This is a genomic window from Variovorax sp. VNK109 (assembly GCF_049445855.1).
GTDB lineage: Bacteria > Pseudomonadota > Gammaproteobacteria > Burkholderiales > Burkholderiaceae_C > JAGOCV01.
This window is the reverse complement of sequence record NZ_JBMSDV010000003.1, coordinates 480,397-496,579: the sequence shown is the minus strand read 5'-3', so window position 1 is coordinate 496,579 and position 16,183 is coordinate 480,397. Positions and strand designations below refer to the sequence as shown.

The 16,183-nt window shown below is 65.6% G+C and carries 16 protein-coding genes; 7 read left to right on the top strand and 9 right to left on the bottom strand.

What is annotated here, in order from left to right; all coding sequences use genetic code 11:
* Positions 1–61: 61 nt before the first annotated feature.
* Genes ACO2Q9_RS13435 through ACO2Q9_RS13415 form a run of 5 tightly spaced genes read left to right on the top strand, consistent with a single transcriptional unit; the run spans position 62 to position 5,231 of the window.
* Entirely contained in the window at positions 62–1,015 is a 954-nt protein-coding gene (locus ACO2Q9_RS13435) for an ABC transporter permease (RefSeq protein WP_423312176.1), read from the top strand.
* Positions 1,015–1,914 carry an ABC transporter permease gene (locus ACO2Q9_RS13430; protein WP_423312174.1) on the top strand — a complete coding sequence of 300 codons (900 nt, stop codon included), beginning with the start codon at positions 1,015–1,017 and terminating at the stop codon, positions 1,912–1,914. The genes ACO2Q9_RS13435 and ACO2Q9_RS13430 overlap by 1 nt, the downstream gene beginning before the upstream one ends.
* Before the next feature lie 4 nt (positions 1,915–1,918).
* Positions 1,919–2,953: an ABC transporter ATP-binding protein gene (locus ACO2Q9_RS13425; RefSeq protein WP_423312172.1), complete on the top strand. Its 1,035-nt coding sequence runs from the start codon at positions 1,919–1,921 to the stop codon at positions 2,951–2,953.
* A gap of 10 nt (positions 2,954–2,963) precedes the next feature.
* Positions 2,964–4,013, top strand: a complete 1,050-nt coding sequence (locus tag ACO2Q9_RS13420) for an ABC transporter ATP-binding protein (protein ID WP_423312170.1) — start codon at positions 2,964–2,966, stop codon at positions 4,011–4,013.
* Positions 4,014–4,049: 36 nt separating this feature from the next.
* Positions 4,050–5,231, top strand: a complete 1,182-nt coding sequence (locus tag ACO2Q9_RS13415; protein WP_423312168.1) for an amidase — start codon at positions 4,050–4,052, stop codon at positions 5,229–5,231.
* 1 nt (position 5,232) lies between these two features.
* Here the strand turns inward: ACO2Q9_RS13415 and ACO2Q9_RS13410 are convergent, their stop codons facing one another.
* Entirely contained in the window at positions 5,233–5,787 is a 555-nt protein-coding gene (locus ACO2Q9_RS13410; protein ID WP_423312166.1) for an ureidoglycolate lyase, read from the bottom strand.
* 45 nt (positions 5,788–5,832) lie between these two features.
* Positions 5,833–6,765 carry a LysR family transcriptional regulator gene (locus tag ACO2Q9_RS13405; protein ID WP_423312164.1) on the bottom strand — a complete coding sequence of 311 codons (933 nt, stop codon included), beginning with the start codon at positions 6,763–6,765 and terminating at the stop codon, positions 5,833–5,835.
* A 107-nt stretch (positions 6,766–6,872) separates the two neighbouring features.
* Here ACO2Q9_RS13405 and ACO2Q9_RS13400 point away from each other — a divergent pair, with 107 nt between their 5' ends.
* Positions 6,873–8,216, top strand: a complete 1,344-nt coding sequence (locus tag ACO2Q9_RS13400) for an aspartate aminotransferase family protein (RefSeq protein WP_423312160.1) — start codon at positions 6,873–6,875, stop codon at positions 8,214–8,216.
* A gap of 97 nt (positions 8,217–8,313) precedes the next feature.
* Here the strand turns inward: ACO2Q9_RS13400 and ACO2Q9_RS13395 are convergent, their stop codons facing one another.
* The 7 genes from ACO2Q9_RS13395 to ACO2Q9_RS13365 all read right to left on the bottom strand — a co-directional run bounded on the left by ACO2Q9_RS13395 (position 8,314) and on the right by ACO2Q9_RS13365 (position 15,703).
* Entirely contained in the window at positions 8,314–9,051 is a 738-nt protein-coding gene (locus ACO2Q9_RS13395; protein WP_423312158.1) for an amino acid ABC transporter ATP-binding protein, read from the bottom strand.
* Positions 9,052–9,098: 47 nt separating this feature from the next.
* Complete coding sequence (locus ACO2Q9_RS13390) at positions 9,099–9,767, bottom strand: amino acid ABC transporter permease (protein ID WP_423312156.1); 669 nt, start codon at positions 9,765–9,767, stop codon at positions 9,099–9,101.
* Position 9,768: 1 nt separating this feature from the next.
* Positions 9,769–10,524: an amino acid ABC transporter permease gene (locus ACO2Q9_RS13385; RefSeq protein WP_423312154.1), complete on the bottom strand. Its 756-nt coding sequence runs from the start codon at positions 10,522–10,524 to the stop codon at positions 9,769–9,771.
* 70 nt (positions 10,525–10,594) lie between these two features.
* A complete protein-coding gene (locus ACO2Q9_RS13380) occupies positions 10,595–11,482 on the bottom strand; it encodes an amino acid ABC transporter substrate-binding protein (RefSeq protein ID WP_423312152.1) in 888 nt (295 codons plus the stop codon).
* A 406-nt stretch (positions 11,483–11,888) separates the two neighbouring features.
* Positions 11,889–12,836: a LysR substrate-binding domain-containing protein gene (locus ACO2Q9_RS13375; RefSeq protein WP_423312150.1), complete on the bottom strand. Its 948-nt coding sequence runs from the start codon at positions 12,834–12,836 to the stop codon at positions 11,889–11,891.
* 39 nt (positions 12,837–12,875) lie between these two features.
* On the bottom strand, positions 12,876–13,814 hold the full coding sequence (locus ACO2Q9_RS13370) for a 2-hydroxyacid dehydrogenase (RefSeq protein ID WP_423312147.1): 939 nt from the start codon (positions 13,812–13,814) through the stop codon (positions 12,876–12,878).
* Positions 13,811–15,703 carry an ABCB family ABC transporter ATP-binding protein/permease gene (locus tag ACO2Q9_RS13365; protein ID WP_423312145.1) on the bottom strand — a complete coding sequence of 631 codons (1,893 nt, stop codon included), beginning with the start codon at positions 15,701–15,703 and terminating at the stop codon, positions 13,811–13,813. Before ACO2Q9_RS13365 ends, ACO2Q9_RS13370 begins: the two co-directional genes overlap by 4 nt.
* Positions 15,704–15,741: 38 nt before the next feature.
* Between ACO2Q9_RS13365 and ACO2Q9_RS13360 the strand changes: the two genes are divergently transcribed.
* Complete coding sequence (locus tag ACO2Q9_RS13360) at positions 15,742–16,149, top strand: acyl-CoA thioesterase (RefSeq protein WP_423312143.1); 408 nt, start codon at positions 15,742–15,744, stop codon at positions 16,147–16,149.
* Positions 16,150–16,183: the final 34 nt, after the last annotated feature.

The following is a 16,183-nucleotide window of genomic DNA, read 5'->3' as shown; positions in this document are numbered from 1 at the left end:
GCCGCATTGCTTGCGGCCCCACGGGCTCCTCTCATAGCCAGCAACCCGCCAGCCAAACCCCATGCTTGCCTACCTGTTGCGCCGCTTCGTCTACACGCTGCCGATCATGCTGGGCGTGGCACTCGTGTGCTTCGCGCTTGTGCACCTGGCACCCGGTGACCCGCTCGTCTCGATCCTCCCGCCCGACGCTTCCGCGGACCTGCAGGCGCAGTTGCGTGAACTCTACGGATTCAACCGCTCGCTGCCCGAGCAGTTCGGGTTGTGGATCTGGCGTGCGCTGCAGGGTGACCTGGGCACGTCGATCGCCAGCAGCCGCCCTGTCGCGGCCGAAGTGTTCAAGGCCGTGGGCAACACGCTGCGCCTCGCGGTGATCGCCACGTTCATCGGCTTCATCCTCGGCAGCTTCTTCGGCTTCGTCGCCGGCTACTTCCGCAACTCGATCCTGGACCGTGCCGCCTCGCTGCTGTCGGTGCTGGGCGTGAGCGTCCCGCACTACTGGCTGGGCATGGTCATGGTCATCGTGTTCTCCTCGCTGCTGATGTGGCTGCCCGCCACGGGCGCCGGCCCCGGTGGGTCCGACCAGTGGAAGTGGGACTGGGAACATGTGCAGTTCATGATCCTGCCCGCGCTCACCATGTCGGTGATTCCCATGGGCATCATCGCGCGCACGGTGCGCGCGCTGGTCGCCGAGCTGCTCGACCAGGAATTCATCATCGGCCTCAAGGCCAAGGGGCTCACGCAGTTCGGCGTGTTCTGCCACGTCGTGAAGAACGCCGCGCCCACCGCGCTCGCCGTCATGGGCCTGCAACTGGGCTACCTGCTCGGCGGTTCCATCCTCATCGAAACCGTGTTCTCCTGGCCAGGCACCGGCTTCCTGCTGAACTCGGCCATCTTCCAGCGCGACCTGCCGCTGCTGCAGGGCACGATCCTCGTGCTGGCGCTGTTCTTCGTTCTTCTCAACCTGCTGGTCGACGTGCTGCAGACGCTGCTCGACCCGCGCATTGCGAGAAGCTGATGAGCGCCGTCCTCTCCCCCTCCCCCATGCCCGACGTGCAGCCCCTGCCGGCGCAACGATCGCGCGGCTACTGGACCTCGGTGGTCATGCGCTTCACGCGCGACCCGGTCGCCATGTTCGCGGCTTTTCTCGTGCTGCTGCTGGTGCTCATCGCCATCTTCGGTCCGTGGCTCTCGCCGGCCGACCCCTACCAGTCGTCGATGATGAAGCGGCTGCGTCCCATCGGCACCGACGGCCTGCCTCTGGGCAGCGACGAGCTGGGCCGCGACATGCTGTCCCGCCTGATCGTGGGCACACGGCTTTCGCTGTTCATGGGCATCACACCCGTCATCTGCGCGTTCGCCATCGGTGCGGCCATCGGCATCGTCGCGGGCTATGCGGGCGGGCTGACCAACACGATGATCATGCGCACCATCGACGTGTTCTACGCGTTCCCGTCGGTGCTGCTGGCCATCGCTTTGTCGGGCACGCTGGGCGCGGGCATCGTCAATTCGCTCATCTCGCTCACTATCGTCTTCATCCCGCAGATCGCGCGGGTGGCCGAGAGCGTGACCACGCAGGTGCGCGGGCGCGACTATGTCGAAGCCGCGCGCGCGTCGGGCGCCAATGCGTTCACCATCGTGCGCGTGCATGTGCTGGGCAATGTGCTCGGCCCGATCTTCGTCTACGCCACCAGCCTCGTGGCGGTGTCGATGATCCTGGCATCCGGCCTGTCGTTCCTGGGCCTCGGCGTGAAGCCGCCGGAGCCGGAGTGGGGTTTGATGCTCAACACGCTGCGCACCGCCATCTATTCGCAGCCGCTGGTGGCCGCACTGCCGGGCCTGATGATCTTCATCACCTCGATCTCGTTCAACCTGCTGTCGGACGGCCTGCGTTCGGCAATGGACAACAAGGGCTGATGCCATGACTGCAACCAACCCGGACATCGGCGGACCGGCGCAGCCCCTGCTCACCATCAAAGGCTTGCAGAAACTCTTCCCGCTCAAGAAGGACATGATGGGTCGTGGCGGTGGCGTGGTGCGCGCCGTCGACGGCGTGGACTTCGAAGTGCTCAAGGGCGAGACGCTCGGCGTCGTCGGCGAATCGGGCTGCGGCAAATCGACCACCGCGCGCCTGCTGATGCAACTGATCAACCCGACGGCCGGTGAAGTGGTGTTCGACGGCCGTTCGGTCGGCACCCGCGACCTGCCGCTCAAGGAATTCCGCCGCCAGGTGCAAATGGTGTTCCAGGACAGCTATGCATCGCTCAACCCGCGCCTGACCATCGAGGACTCGGTGTCGTTCGGCCCGATGGTGCACGGCGTGAGCCGCAAGGAATCTGTCGCGCGCGCGCGTGACCTGCTGGCGCGCGTGGGGCTGGAGCCCTCTCGCTTTGCCGAGCGCTATCCGCACGAGCTCTCTGGCGGCCAGCGCCAGCGCGTGAACGTCGCGCGTGCGCTGGCGCTGCAGCCGCGCATGGTCATCCTCGACGAAGCCGTGTCCGCCCTCGACAAGTCCGTCGAGGCGCAGGTGATCAACCTGCTCACGCAGTTGAAGGCGGAGTTCGGCCTGACCTACGTCTTCATCAGCCACGACCTGCATGTGGTGCGCTACATCAGCGACCGCGTGATGGTGATGTACCTCGGCCAGGTGGCCGAACTCGGCCCGGCCGACACGCTGTACGAAACGCCGGCACACCCCTACACGCGCGCGCTGCTCACGTCGATGCCATCGATGGATCCGGACAACCGCACGGAGTCCGCGCCGCTGGCAGGCGACCCGCCCAACCCGATCAACCCACCCTCCGGCTGTCGCTTCCATCCGCGCTGCCCCGCGGCTGCGCCGGTGTGCAGCGAACGCGCACCGTCTCTGATTCCCGTCGCGCCGTTGCACCGCGCGAGCTGTCTCATCCACGAAGCCGGCAGCGGTCACCCGCAGGCGCTGGCCCGGGCTGCATGAGGTACGAACGATGACGACAGACACCAACCTGCAATCCGGCGAACCGATGGTGCGCCTGCGCGACCTGTCCGTGGTCTTCACCGGTGGTCGCAAGCCGGTGCAGGCCGTGAGCGGCGTGAGCCTGGACGTGCAACGCGGCGAGACTGTCGCCCTGATCGGCGAATCGGGTTCCGGCAAGAGCGTGACCATGCGCACGCTGCTGCGCCTGCACCCGGAACGCCGCACGCGCATCGGCGGTGAAGTCACGGTCGCCGGCCGCAACGTGCTGGCCATGTCGGGCCGCGAGCTCGCCGATTTCCGCGGCAAGGTCGCCTCGATGATCTTCCAGGAACCGCTGCTGGCACTCGACCCCGTCTATACCGTCGGCGCGCAGATCGTCGAGTCCGTCCAGCGCCACGAGAAACTGGACAAGGCCGCAGCCCATCAGCGCGCGCTGGAACTGTTCGAGCGCGTGCGCATTCCGAGCCCCGAACGTCGCCTGGCCGCGTACCCGCATGAAATGTCCGGCGGCATGCGCCAGCGCGCCATGATCGCGCTCGCCCTCGCCTGCCGCCCGCAACTGCTTCTGGCCGACGAGCCCACCACCGCGCTCGACGCCACGGTGCAGATCCAGATCCTGCTTTTGCTGCGCGAGCTGCAGCGCGACCTCGGCCTTGCGTCGATCTTCGTCACGCACGACATCGGCGCGGCCGTCGAAGTGGCCGACCGCATCGCCGTGATGTACGCGGGCCGCATCGTCGAGGAGGGCACCGTGCGCGAACTCATCCGCAACCCGCGCCACCCCTACACCATCGCACTGCTCAAGAGCCGCGCGCACGGCTCGATGTCGCGCGGCACGCCGCTGGAAACCATTCCCGGCTCGCCACCCGATCTCGCCGCACTGCCGCCGGGCTGTTCGTTCGCCGCACGCTGTCCGTTGGCCACAGATGCGTGCCGCGCAGCCCAGCCCACAGTCGCCGAGTTCGAACCCGGCCATCGCGCGCGCTGCATCCGCACCGATGACGCGGCAGCGCTCGCGCCCCCGACCACCACCCACGCCCGCGACGCCGTCGCCGCCTGACGCCACACCACCGCGCTCCTTCCGTCGATTTCCGCAATGCCCCTGTACGACCCCGCCCACGCCTTCGTCCCGTATCCCGATGCGCCCGTCGCCAATGCCTCCACCGGTCCGCTGAGCGGCCTGTCATTCGGCGTGAAGGATCTGTTCGACGTCGCCGGTTATCCCACTGGCGGCGGCAGTCCGTTCATCCTCGCGATGTCGGGCATCAAGACCACCACCGCGCCTGCCGTCCAGAAGTTGCTCGACGCCGGCGCGCGCTTCGCCGGCAAGACGGTGACCGACGAACTCGCGTTCTCGATGAACGGCAACAACGCGCATTTCGGCGCGCCGGTCAACGGCGCCGCGCCCGACCGCATCGCGGGCGGCTCCTCTTCGGGTTCGGCTTCGGCGGTGTCCAGCCGCCTGTGCGATTTCGCGCTCGGCAGCGACACGGGCGGTTCGGTGCGCGCACCGGCCAACCACTGCGGGCTGTACGGCATCCGCCCGACGCACGGACGCATCAGCCTCGACGGCGTGCTCGACCTCGCGCCCAGCCTGGACACCTGCGGCTGGTTCGCGCGCGACGTCGGCACCTTCGCGCGCGTCGGCTTCATCCTGCTGGGCGCCGACAGCAATCCGCTGCCCGATCGCCCGCGCCTGCTCAAGCCCACCGATGTGTGGTCGCTTGCCGTGCCTGAAGCCGCCGAAGCGCTGCTTGCGGTGCTCGCGCGCATCGAAGACGTGACGGGTTCGTCCACCGAAGTCACGGCGGCGCTCGATTCGTTCGACGACATGTACTGGAATTTCCGTTATGTGCAGGCACGCGAGTCGTGGATCACCGACGGCCCGTTGATCGAACGCTTCGCGCCACCGCTCGGCCCGGGCGTGAAGGAGCGCTTCGAATGGTCGCGCCAGGTGACGGACGCGCAGGGCGCGCAGGGCTATGCATTCCGCGAGCGCTTCCGCGCACACCTCACGAGCCTGCTCGGCAACGACGGCGTGCTCGTGATGCCGACCATGCCCGACATTGCGCCGCTGCGCAGCGAGTCCGAGTCGGCGCTGGAGGACTACCGCAACCGCGCAATCCAGATGCTGTGCATCGCCGGCCTGTCGGGCTTTCCGCAGATCTCGCTGCCGCTGGCCTCGCGCGCGGCGGCACCGCTGGGCATCTCGCTGCTCGGTCCCGCAGGCTCGGACCGCTCGCTGATCGCGCTCGCCCAGCGCATCGGCCTGTCGTGACCTAAGCTGGCGGCAACACGGCGACGGATGTCGCGAGGTTGCACACATCGCAATCGACCTCTGCGGCGCTGCCGGCCCGCTCGATCACCGCGAAGTCGCCCGCATCGACGGCGAGCAGCGCATGGTGCCATGTGCCGGGCGCGAGCATCACGCCCTGGTGGCCATTGCTGAGGAAGGCCGCGAGTTCACCGGCTCCGGGTGCGTCGCCGGCACGCGCCACCACCACGATGAAGCGACGCTCCCCGAGCGGGATGAAGCTCTGGCTGCCGTGCCGGTGACGCTCCATTTCCGTCACTGTGTGCGGAAAGCGCCGCGCCTGCGCGCGGAAGATCGCCAGCATGGGCTTGCCGCCCTGCGCCTCGAGCTGCATGTCGCCCACGAGATCGAAACGCTGCGACGTGCCGTTGTTGATCGGCCTGCCCGTCGTGGCCGCCGGCACTTCGATCACGCGTCCATACGGCGCGAAGGCTTGTGCATCGAGCGGCAAGACCGGCAGCACTGGCACGGCCGGGGCGGCCGGTTGCGGTGAATTCACGGCGAGGAGATGGAGGTTCATGTCCATGGCAGGCGGGTGAGCATGAAGCATGCCGCGCCGGTGCCGTCAGCCGCTGTGCGCTGCGCGCAGCGCCTCGACGAAAGCCTGCGTGAGCCGCGACGGCGTGGCCGCACGGCGCGTGATGGCGACGAACTGCACGTCATAGCGCATGCCCGCCGCGTTCGCCGGCCTCATGAGCCCTTGTTCGACGAACTGCGCCGCGTAGTGCTCGGGCAGGAAACCCAGATGACTGCCGGAGAGGATCAGCAATGCGATCGCTTCCTGGTCGGTGGCCGTGGCGGTACGCTTCAGGCCCAGGCGCCGCGTCGCCTCCATGTTGGGCGAATGGAACGCGAGGCCGGCGAACGCGCAGGCGCGGATATCGTCTGCCGGTATCTGCGCACCGCGCCTGCGGCCGAAAAGCGGATGCTCGCTGCCCATGTAGAGCCGCATCTGCTCGTCGAACAGCGGCAGGTAGTCCAGGCTCTGCGAGCGCCGGTGGTCGGGCACGATCGCCACCTGCATCTGGCCGTCCATGATGGCCGGCTCGATCGTGTTGAGCGCACCCACGGTGATGGACAGCGTCACCTGCGGCGCCGCCTGCGTGAACGCGCGGATTGCCCGGTCCACGCGCGACACGGGATTGGTCACCATCTTGTCGAACAGGCCGATCTGCAGCGTGCCCGCCAGTTCGCCATGCATCTGCCCGACGTTGGCGCGGAACGCGTCCAGCGACTCCATGAGGCGCAGCGTGTCCTCATACACCCGGCGGCCTTCATCGGTGAGCTGGAAACCGCTTCGGCCACGCCGGCACAGCACGAGGCCCAGCCGCTCCTCCAGATCCTTCACGTGCCGGCTGATGGTGGACCGGCCGACATTGAGCTCGAGCTCGGCAGCCGCCATGCCGCCGCAATCGACCACCGAGCGAAAGACACGCAGGAGCCGGATGTCGGTGTCGCCGACCTGACCGAGCAGGGCTGGCGGATGGGAATGTTTCATTATTATGCAACTGAATAGCGTGATGTTGCAGTTTAATGAATCTGGAATGGAAGACAGAATCTGCTGCTGCACTCTGCCGTATCACGGAAAGAAAAGGACACGACGCCATGGACATGACCGACCTGAAGGCCACCGCCGGCCTCACCGCCGCGCAGCTCGACGCCCACTGGATGCCCTTCACCGGCAACCGCCAGTTCAAGGCCGACCCGCGCATCATCGTGGGTGCCGAGGGCACGCATTACATCGACGCGCAGGGCCGCCGCATCCTGGACGGCCTGTCGGGACTGTGGACCTGCGGCCTGGGGCACGGACGCAAGGAAATCGCCGAAGCCATCGGCAAGCAGGCGGCCACGCTCGACTATTCGCCGGGCTTCCAGTTCGGCCACCCGGGCTCGTTCCAGTTGGCGGAGAAGATCGTCTCGCACATGCCCGAAGGCCTGAACCATGTGTTCTTCACCGGCTCGGGCTCCGAAGCAGCCGACACCTCGATGAAGATCGCACGCGCCTACTGGCGTCTGAAGGGCCAGGCCGGCAAGACGCGTTTCATCGGCCGCGCCAAGGGCTACCACGGCGTGAACTACGGGGGTATCAGCGTCGGTGGCATCGTGGGCAACCGCAAGGTCTTCGGCCAGGGCGTCGAGGCCGACCACCTGCCGCACACGCAGCTGCCGGGCAACGAGTTCAGCAAGGGCCAGCCCGCCACCGGCGCGCATCTGGCCGAGCACCTGCTCGACCTGATCGCGCTGCATGACGCGTCGAACATCGCAGCCGTCATCGTCGAGCCCTTTTCGGGCTCGGCCGGCGTGGTGGTGCCGCCCGTGGGCTACCTGCAGCGGCTGCGCGAGATCTGCACGCAGAACAACATCCTGCTGATCTTCGACGAGGTCATCACCGGTTTCGGACGCTCAGGCGCGTGGACGGGCGCCGAAGCCTTCGGCGTGACGCCCGACCTGCTCAACTTCGCCAAGCAGATCACCAACGGCGTGGTGCCCATGGGTGGTGTGGTCGCCACGTCGGACATCTACAACACCTTTCTGCAGAACGGCGGCCCCGACTACATGGTCGAGTTCGCGCACGGCTACACCTACTCGGCCCACCCCGTGGCCTGTGCCGCCGGCCTTGCCACGATGGAACTGCTGGAAAAGGAAAATGCGCCCGCGCAGGTCAAAGCACTTGCGCCGTACTTCGAGAACGCGGTGCACGGCCTCAAGGGCGCGAAGCACGTGACCGACATCCGCAACTACGGCCTGGCCGCCGGCATCACGCTCGCTGCCGTACCGGGTGAGCCCGCCAAACGCCCGTTCGAAGCGGCGATGCATCTGTGGAAAAAGGGCTTCTACGTGCGCTACGGTGCCGACACGCTGCAGTTCGCCCCGGCGTTCGCGATGAAGCGCGAAGACATCGACAGCATCGTCAATGCGATCGGTGAGGCGCTGAACGCCACCGCCTGAAAAAAGCACAAACGCCAAAGGAACCGGCTTTGCCGGGCCGTCGGTGTCGCCCCCTTGAGGGGAAAGCGCCGCAGGCGCTTCGGGGGTGGGCTCAGTGTCAATGCGCCAGGATCTTGTTGAGGAAGTCCTTGGTACGCGGCTGGCGTGCTTCGGGGTTGCCGAAGAACTCGTCCTTCGAGCAGTCTTCCAGGATCCGGCCACCGACGTCGATGAAGATCACGCGGCTGGCCACCTTGCGCGCGAAGCCCATTTCGTGCGTGACCACCATCATGGTCATGCCTTCCTTCGCGAGCGTCACCATCACATCGAGCACTTCGCCGACCATCTCGGGGTCGAGCGCGGAGGTCGGCTCATCGAACAGCATGACGATCGGGTCCATCGACAGCGCGCGGGCGATGGCCACACGCTGTTGCTGACCGCCCGACAGCTGGCCGGGGAACTTGTCCTTGTGCGCCATCAGACCCACGCGGTCGAGCATCTTGAGGCCGCGCGTCTTGGCTTCGTCTGCACTGCGGCCGAGCACCTTGATCTGCGCGATGGTCAGGTTCTCGGTCACCGAGAGGTGCGGAAACAACTCGAAGTGCTGGAACACCATGCCCACACGTGAACGCAGCTTGGGCAGGTTGGTCTTCGGGTCGTGCAGCGGCACGTTGTCCACGAAGATCTCGCCCTTCTGGAAGGGTTCGAGCGCGTTCACGGTCTTGATCAACGTGGACTTGCCCGAGCCCGACGGGCCGCACACCACCACCACGTCACCCTTGTTGATGCTCACCGAACAGTCGTTGAGCACCTGCACCGGGCCATACCATTTGGAAACGTTCTTGATTTCAATCATTTTCGGTTCTCCGGATTCGATTCATTCGATGCGATTGCGCGCGTCGTTCAGCGGATGATCGCAATCTTCTTCTGCAGCATCTTCACCAGATACGACAGCGCGAAGCAGATCACGAAATAGAAGACGGCCGCCAGGATGTACGCCTCACGCGGATGGCTCAGGTTCGCGCCCGCGGTCGAGAAGCCGTGCAGCATGTCGTGCGCGGTGATGATGTAGACCAGCGACGTGTCCTGGAACAGGATGATGGTCTGCGTCAGCAAAATCGGCAGCATGTTGCGGAAGGCCTGCGGCAGGATGACGAGCTTCATGTTCTGCCCGTAGCTCATGCCCAGCGCCTGGCCCGCGAAGACCTGGCCGCGCGGGATGGACTGGATGCCCGCGCGCATGATCTCGCTGAAGTACGCCGCTTCGAAGGCGATGAACGTGATCACCGCCGACCATTCGGCGCCGATGGGCCGGCCGATGATCATCGGCACCAGCAGGAAGAACCACAGCAGCACCATCAGCAGCGGGATGGAACGCATGCCGTTGACGTAGATGGTGGCCGGCACTTCGAGCACCTTGCTGCCCGACAGGCGCATCAGCGCCAGCAGCGTGCCGAAGAAGATGCCGCCCAGCGTGGCGACGGCCGTGAGGCCCAGGCTGAAATAGAGCCCGCCCAGCACGTAGCCGCGGAACACTTCCCAGGTGAAGAAGGAAAAGTCGAGTCCGAGCATGTCAGTGTCCTCCGCCGCCGGTTGAGGCCACGAAGCCCGGTACGCGCACCCTCTTCTCGATGAAGGCCATGATGCGGTTGATGGTGAAGGCCGAGATGATGTACAGCAGGGTCACGCCCATGTAGATCTCGATGCCGCGCGACGTCTCTTCGCCGGCCTGTTGCGCAAAGAACGTCAGTTCGGTGATGGACACGGCGAACGCCACCGACGAGTTCTTGAAGATGTTCATGCTCTCGCTGGTGAGCGGGGGAATGATGATGCGGTAGGCCATGGGCAGCAGCACGTGGCGATACGTTTGCCACGTGGTGAATCCGACCGCCATGGCTGCGTAACGCTGGCCGCGCGGCAAGGCCTGCACACCGGCACGCACCTGCTCGGCGATACGCGCCGACGTGAAGAAACCCAGGCCGAACACCACCAGCGCCAGCTTGGGCATGCCGGCGAATGCGGGGAAAACGACGGGAACGACGTGGTACCAGAGGAAGATCTGGACCAGCAGCGGGATGTTGCGGAAGAACTCGACCCACGCATTGCCCAGGCGCACGAGCCACGGGCTGTTCGGCAGGGTACGCAGGATGCCGATGATCGAGCCGATGATCAGCGCGACGATGAGCGAGAGCACCGCGACCATGAGCGTCTGGCCCCAGGCTTCGATCAGCCACCCCAGATAGGTCTGGTTGTCACCGAAGGCCAGACAGCCCTTGACGGGCTCCTTGTCGATGGTGTCCAGACAGAAGACCTGCCACTCCAGATTCATTTCTTCTCCATGTTGTTATGCAAACGCCCGCCAGGCGTGAACCGGGCGGGCGCCATCTAGGGAGCCGTGATTACTTCTTGTTGTAGTCTTCAGCGGGCTTGTCGGACGGGTTCTTGACCAGGTCTTTCAGGATGCCGCCCATGGCCAGGTTCACACTCGTGTTCTTCGGCGGGATGGGCGCCTGGAACCACTTGGCGTACAGCTTGTCGAGGTCACCGCTCTTCATCTGGGCCTTGATGTAGTCGTCCACGGCCTTCTTGAAGGCCGGATCGTCCTTGCGGATCATGATGGCGATCGGCTCGACGTTCAGGGTTTCGCCGACGATGGCGTAATCAGCGGGCGACTTCGACGAAGCGATCAGGCCGGCCAGGATGTTGTCGTCCATCACGAACGCGTCAGCGCGGCCGGACTCGAGCAGCAGGAAGCTGTCGGCGTGGTCCTTGCCATACACCTCGTTGAAGTTCACGCCGGCGCCACGCTCGTGCTTGCGCAGCAGGGCCACGGAGGTCGTGCCGGTGGTGGTGGCGACGCTCTTGCCGTTCAACTGGGCGATGGAGTTGATGCCCGACGACTTCTTGACGGCGGTGCGCACTTCGGTGACGTACGTCGTCACGGCGAAGGACACGTCCTTCTGGCGTGCGGTGTTGTTGGTGGTGGAGCCGCATTCGATGTCCACGGTGCCGTTCTGGACCAGCGGGATGCGGTTGGCCGACGTCACGGGCGTGTATTCGACCTTGGCGGCAGGGGCCAAGGCCTTGATGATGCGTTCGCACAGTTCGACGTGGTAGCCGGTGAACTTGCCATCGCCCAGCGTATAGGACAGGGGCGACGAAGATTCGCGCACGCCCATCACGATCTTGCCCGAGGCCTTGACCTTGGCCAGCGTGTCGTTGGCCTGCGCAAATGCGCTACCGGCTGCGACGGCTGCAACGGTCAGGACAAACAGGTGTTTTTTCATGAAGAGATCTCCTAGAGATGAAGTACTGGGGACGTTGTGGAAGCTGAGAATCCGGCCTTTTGCAAGGCGCTACTACCCGGCCGTGGCTCGCATTTTCGCCCCACGAATGGGCAAATCTGCTGCAATGGCCCCCAACCGGGCCAAGACCGCACCCTTTTGGAGGAGGGCTCTGAATTGGTGCATTTCTTGTGGATTCGTCATGCGGTACCCAGAGTAAGCAGTCTTTGTGCCTGACGTGGATAGGGTAACTACGGAGCGTCAGCCGCTGTCAGTAGCACCTGCCGGGCAGGCGCCGCTTCCAGCGGTGGCCGCACTGTAGGTTTCCCGCGTTTTGCAGGCCAATGCAAAATGGATTCCAGTTCATGCGTTTTTTGCATGTCGGCCAGAAGCGGGGGTCAGGCCAGCGTCAGCCCGCAGGCTTTCTTGCAGCCTGCAGGAATTCCCACAACGCTTGCGCTGCACGCTTGGGCGCAGACGCTTCACGGCCATTCACGGCCACCGGCTTTTCGCGGCAGATGCGGATTTCGAGCGGCATCTCGAGTTCGGCGAGACCCGGCGCGGCATTCACGAGCTTGCGGGCGCGCACTTCCTTCTTCACCGCACTCTGCGGCAGGAAGGCGATGCCGTGCCCCTCCAGCGCCATGGCCTTCAGGCCTTCGGCCATGTCGGTCTCGTACACACGGTCCAGATGGATGGGCGTGCCCGAATCCTTGAGCAGCTGGTCCACCATGCGGCTGAGGTAAGCGCCCGGCGCATACCCCAGGTATGGCAGCGGATGGCCGGGCCGCCCGGGCAGGCGGTACTGGGGTTCACCCTCCGCGTCCGGCTTCACATAGGGCGCCAGCACCTCATGACCAAGCGTGAGCATCTCGTAGCGGTCGGCGTCGAGCTGAAAAGGCTGCGACACATGGTGGAAGGAAATGAGCAGGTCGCAGTTGCCTTCCACCAGCCGCATCACCGCGTCGTGCACGTTGAGCGCGATCAGCCGGCTCTTGATGGGGCCGAAGGTCTCGCGCAGGCTGCTGACCCATGCGGGGAAAAAGGTGAACGCCAGGCTGTGAGGCACGGCGAACTCGATGACATCCTGCGCCGCCGCCGAATGGCCGCGCAGCATGGCCCGCGTGCTCTGCAGCGACTGCAGGATTTCGAGCGACTGCGCGTAGAGCGTTTCACCCGCCGGCGTGAGGCTGGTCGGGTACGAGCTGCGGTCCACCAGGTCCGTGCCGGCCCAGGCTTCGAGCGCCTGGATACGCCGGCTGAACGCGGGCTGCGTCACATGCCGCAACGTGGCAGACCGGCTGAAGCTGCGCGTCTCGGCCAGGCTGACGAAGTCTTCGAGCCATTTGGTTTCCATGACGGGCGATTATGGGCCGCGCCATGAGGTCGCATCGCGTCAGATCGGCGACACCACGCCCCGGCCTTCGAAATGCCCCTGTGCGTTCGCAATGAACCGGTTGATGCTGTTCTGCGTGGCCTCGGGCGACCAACCCGCCAGGTGCGGCGTGATGATGAGGTTGTCCAGCCCGATCAGCTGTTGCGGCGGGTGGGGTTCGCTCTCGTAGACATCGATTGCGGCTCCCGCAATGCGGCGGTCGCGCAACGCGGCAGCCAGGGCGTCGGTATCGACCAGGCTGCCCCGGCCCACGTTGACGAGATAGCCCGTGGGCCCGAGCGCGTCCAGCACCTGTGCGTTGATCTTGTGGCGCGTCGCGGGACCACCGGGCGCCACGCACACGAGGATGTCCGCCCATTCGGCCAGTTTGACGACATCGTCGAAGTACGTATCCGTCGAGCCTTCCATCGGCTTGCGGTTGTGATACCCGATCGGCATGTCGAAGCCCGCCGCGCGGCGCGCGATCTGGCGACCGATGCTGCCCATGCCGAAGATGCCCAGCCGACGGCCCGACACCTGTGGCGGCTGCGGCACGGCGTCGCGCCAGATGCCGGCGCGGCATTGCTGGTCCAGCAGCCGGATGTTGCGCACGATGCCGATGATCAGCCCGAAGGTGTGGTCGGCGACCGTGTTCTCGTTGGTGCCGGCCCCGTTGGCGGTGACGATGCCGCGCGCGCGCAATGCCGCCATCGGCAACCCTTCATAGCCGACGCCCATGCAGCACGCGAGCTCGAGCGCGGGCATCGCGGCGATTTCTTCCTCACTCACGGGGATCACCCCGATGGTGAGCAGTGCGCGGAATCTCGCGCCGTCCCTGGTCAGCGCGGCAGCGCGCTTGTCCGGCGTAGGCGCATAGGTCAGGTCGAACAGGTCGGCCAACCTCGCCTCGTGTTCGGGCAACAGGGGGCTGATGACCAGCAGGGGGATTTTTTCAGTCACTGGGGTACCACTCCGGAAGATATTGGATGGGCCGGTGAACCCGTGCTGCTCGAACCCGTGCCGTTCTTCTGCACGCGCCACATCTGCGCGTAGCGGCCGTCCAGCGCCAGCAGTTCATCATGCGTGCCGCGTTCGACGATGCGGCCGACGTCGAGCACCAGGATTTCATGCGCGTCCACCACGGTGGACAGGCGGTGCGCGATGACCAGCGTGGTCTTGTTGCGCGCGGCATCGCGCAGCTCGGCCTGGATGGCGCGTTCGTTCGCGCTGTCCAGCGCGGATGTGGCCTCGTCGAAGATGAGGACGGCGGGGTCTTTCAGCAGCGTGCGCGCGATCGCCACGCGCTGCTTCTCGCCGCCCGAAAGCTTGAGGCCGCGCTCGCCCACCATCGTCTCGTAGCCCTTGGGCGTGCTGCTGATGAAGCCGTGGATGCGCGCAGCCCCTGCCGCCTGCTCGATCTCCTGGCGCGTCGCACCGGGCTTGCCGTAGCCGATGTTGTAGGCCACCGTGTCATTGAACAGCACGGTGTCCTGCGGCACGATGCCGATGGCCGCGCGCACGCTGCCCTGCGTGACGCTGCGGATGTCCTGTCCGCCGATGGTGATGCGCCCCTGCTGGATATCGTAGAAACGGAACATCAGCCGCGCCAGCGTCGACTTGCCCGAGCCCGACGGGCCGACCACGGCCACGGTCCTGCCTTCGGGAATCTCGAAGCTCACGTCGTGCAGGATGGGTCTTGACGCCTCATAGGCGAAATCGACATGTTCGAAGCGCACTGCGCTGCCGCGCGTCGCGTCCAGCGGCTGCGCGTCCGGCGCATCGGCCACCTCGCGCTCGCGTTCCATGAGCGAGAACATCTTCTCCAGGTCGGTCAGGCTCTGCTTGATCTCACGGTAGATCACGCCCAGGAAGTTGAGCGGTATGTAGAGCTGGATCATGAAGGCGTTGACCATCACCAGGTCACCCAGCGTCATGGTCCCGGCCACCACGCCCTGCGTCGCGCGCCACAACATCGCGACCAGCGCAATCGCGATGATGAGTTGCTGCCCCGTGTTGAGGATGGACAGCGTGGTCTGGCTCTTGAGCCGCGCGATGCGCAGCCGCTCCAGGCTTTCGTCGTAGCGCCGCGCCTCGAAGCCTTCGTTGTTGAAGTACTTGACCGTCTCGTAGTTCAGCAGCGAATCGATGGCGCGCGTGTGCGCGGCCGAATCGAATTCGTTGGCCTGCTTGCGGAACTGGGTGCGCCATTCGGTCACCGTCACGGTGAAGACGATGTAGACCGCCAGTGCACACAGCGTGATCCACGCGAACCAAGCGTCGAACTTCACCGCGAGGATGGACAGCACCAGCGCCACTTCCACCAGCGTGGGAACGATGCTGTAGAGCGAATACGAGATCAGCGATTCGATGCCGCGCACGCCGCGCTCGATGTCGCGCGTCATGCCGCCGGTCTGGCGTTCCAGATGGAAGCGAAGGCTCAATGCATGCAGGTGCTCGAAGGTCTGCAGCGCGATGCTGCGCGCCGCGCCCTGCGTGGCCTTGGCAAAGACGAGTTCACGCAGTTCGGTGAAGAGCGAGGTGGACAGGCGCAGCAGACCATAAGCCATCAGCAGGCTGACCGGCACGACCAGCACCGCCGTCACGTCGCCGGGTTTGATGCTCATCGCATCGACCAGGCTCTTCAGCAACAGGGGCACGCCGACGTTGGCCACCTTGGCCGCCACCATGAAGGCCAGCGCGAACACCACGCGCCATTTGTATTGCCACAGGTACGGCAGCAGGCGTGCAAGCGTCGCCCAGTCGGAGGCGGGCGCAGGGGCAGGCGCGGCAGCAGAAGGCTGCATGCTGGCTGACGGGGAAGTGGAGGAAAGTTCGCCGGAACGGCTCATTGCGGGACAATCGGGGGTTTTCTTTCCAGATTGTGCCCATGTCCGACGCTTCAAGCCTGCCCACCACTGCCTTGCCCATCGACAAGGAACTGGTACTCAAGGTCATCCCCATGCCGGCCGACTGCAACGCCAATGGCGACATCTTCGGCGGCTGGGTGATGGCGCAGGTCGATCTGGCAGGCTCGGTCATCCCCGCGCGCCACGTCCAGGGCCGCATGGCGACGGTGGCAGTCAAGGAATTCATCTTCAAGCAGCCGGTCCGCGTGGGCGACCTGCTGTCGTTCTTCTCGTCGATCGTGCGCATCGGCAATACCTCGATCACCGTGCTGGTGGAAGTGTTTGCAGAACGCATCGGGTTCCAGGGCCAGTTCGTCAAGGTGACGGAGGCCACGCTGACCTACGTGGCCATCGACGACGAAGGCCGCCCGCGCACGATCCCGCGCTGAACCCGTCCGAATGGCGACGCCCGCCCGAGGCCGC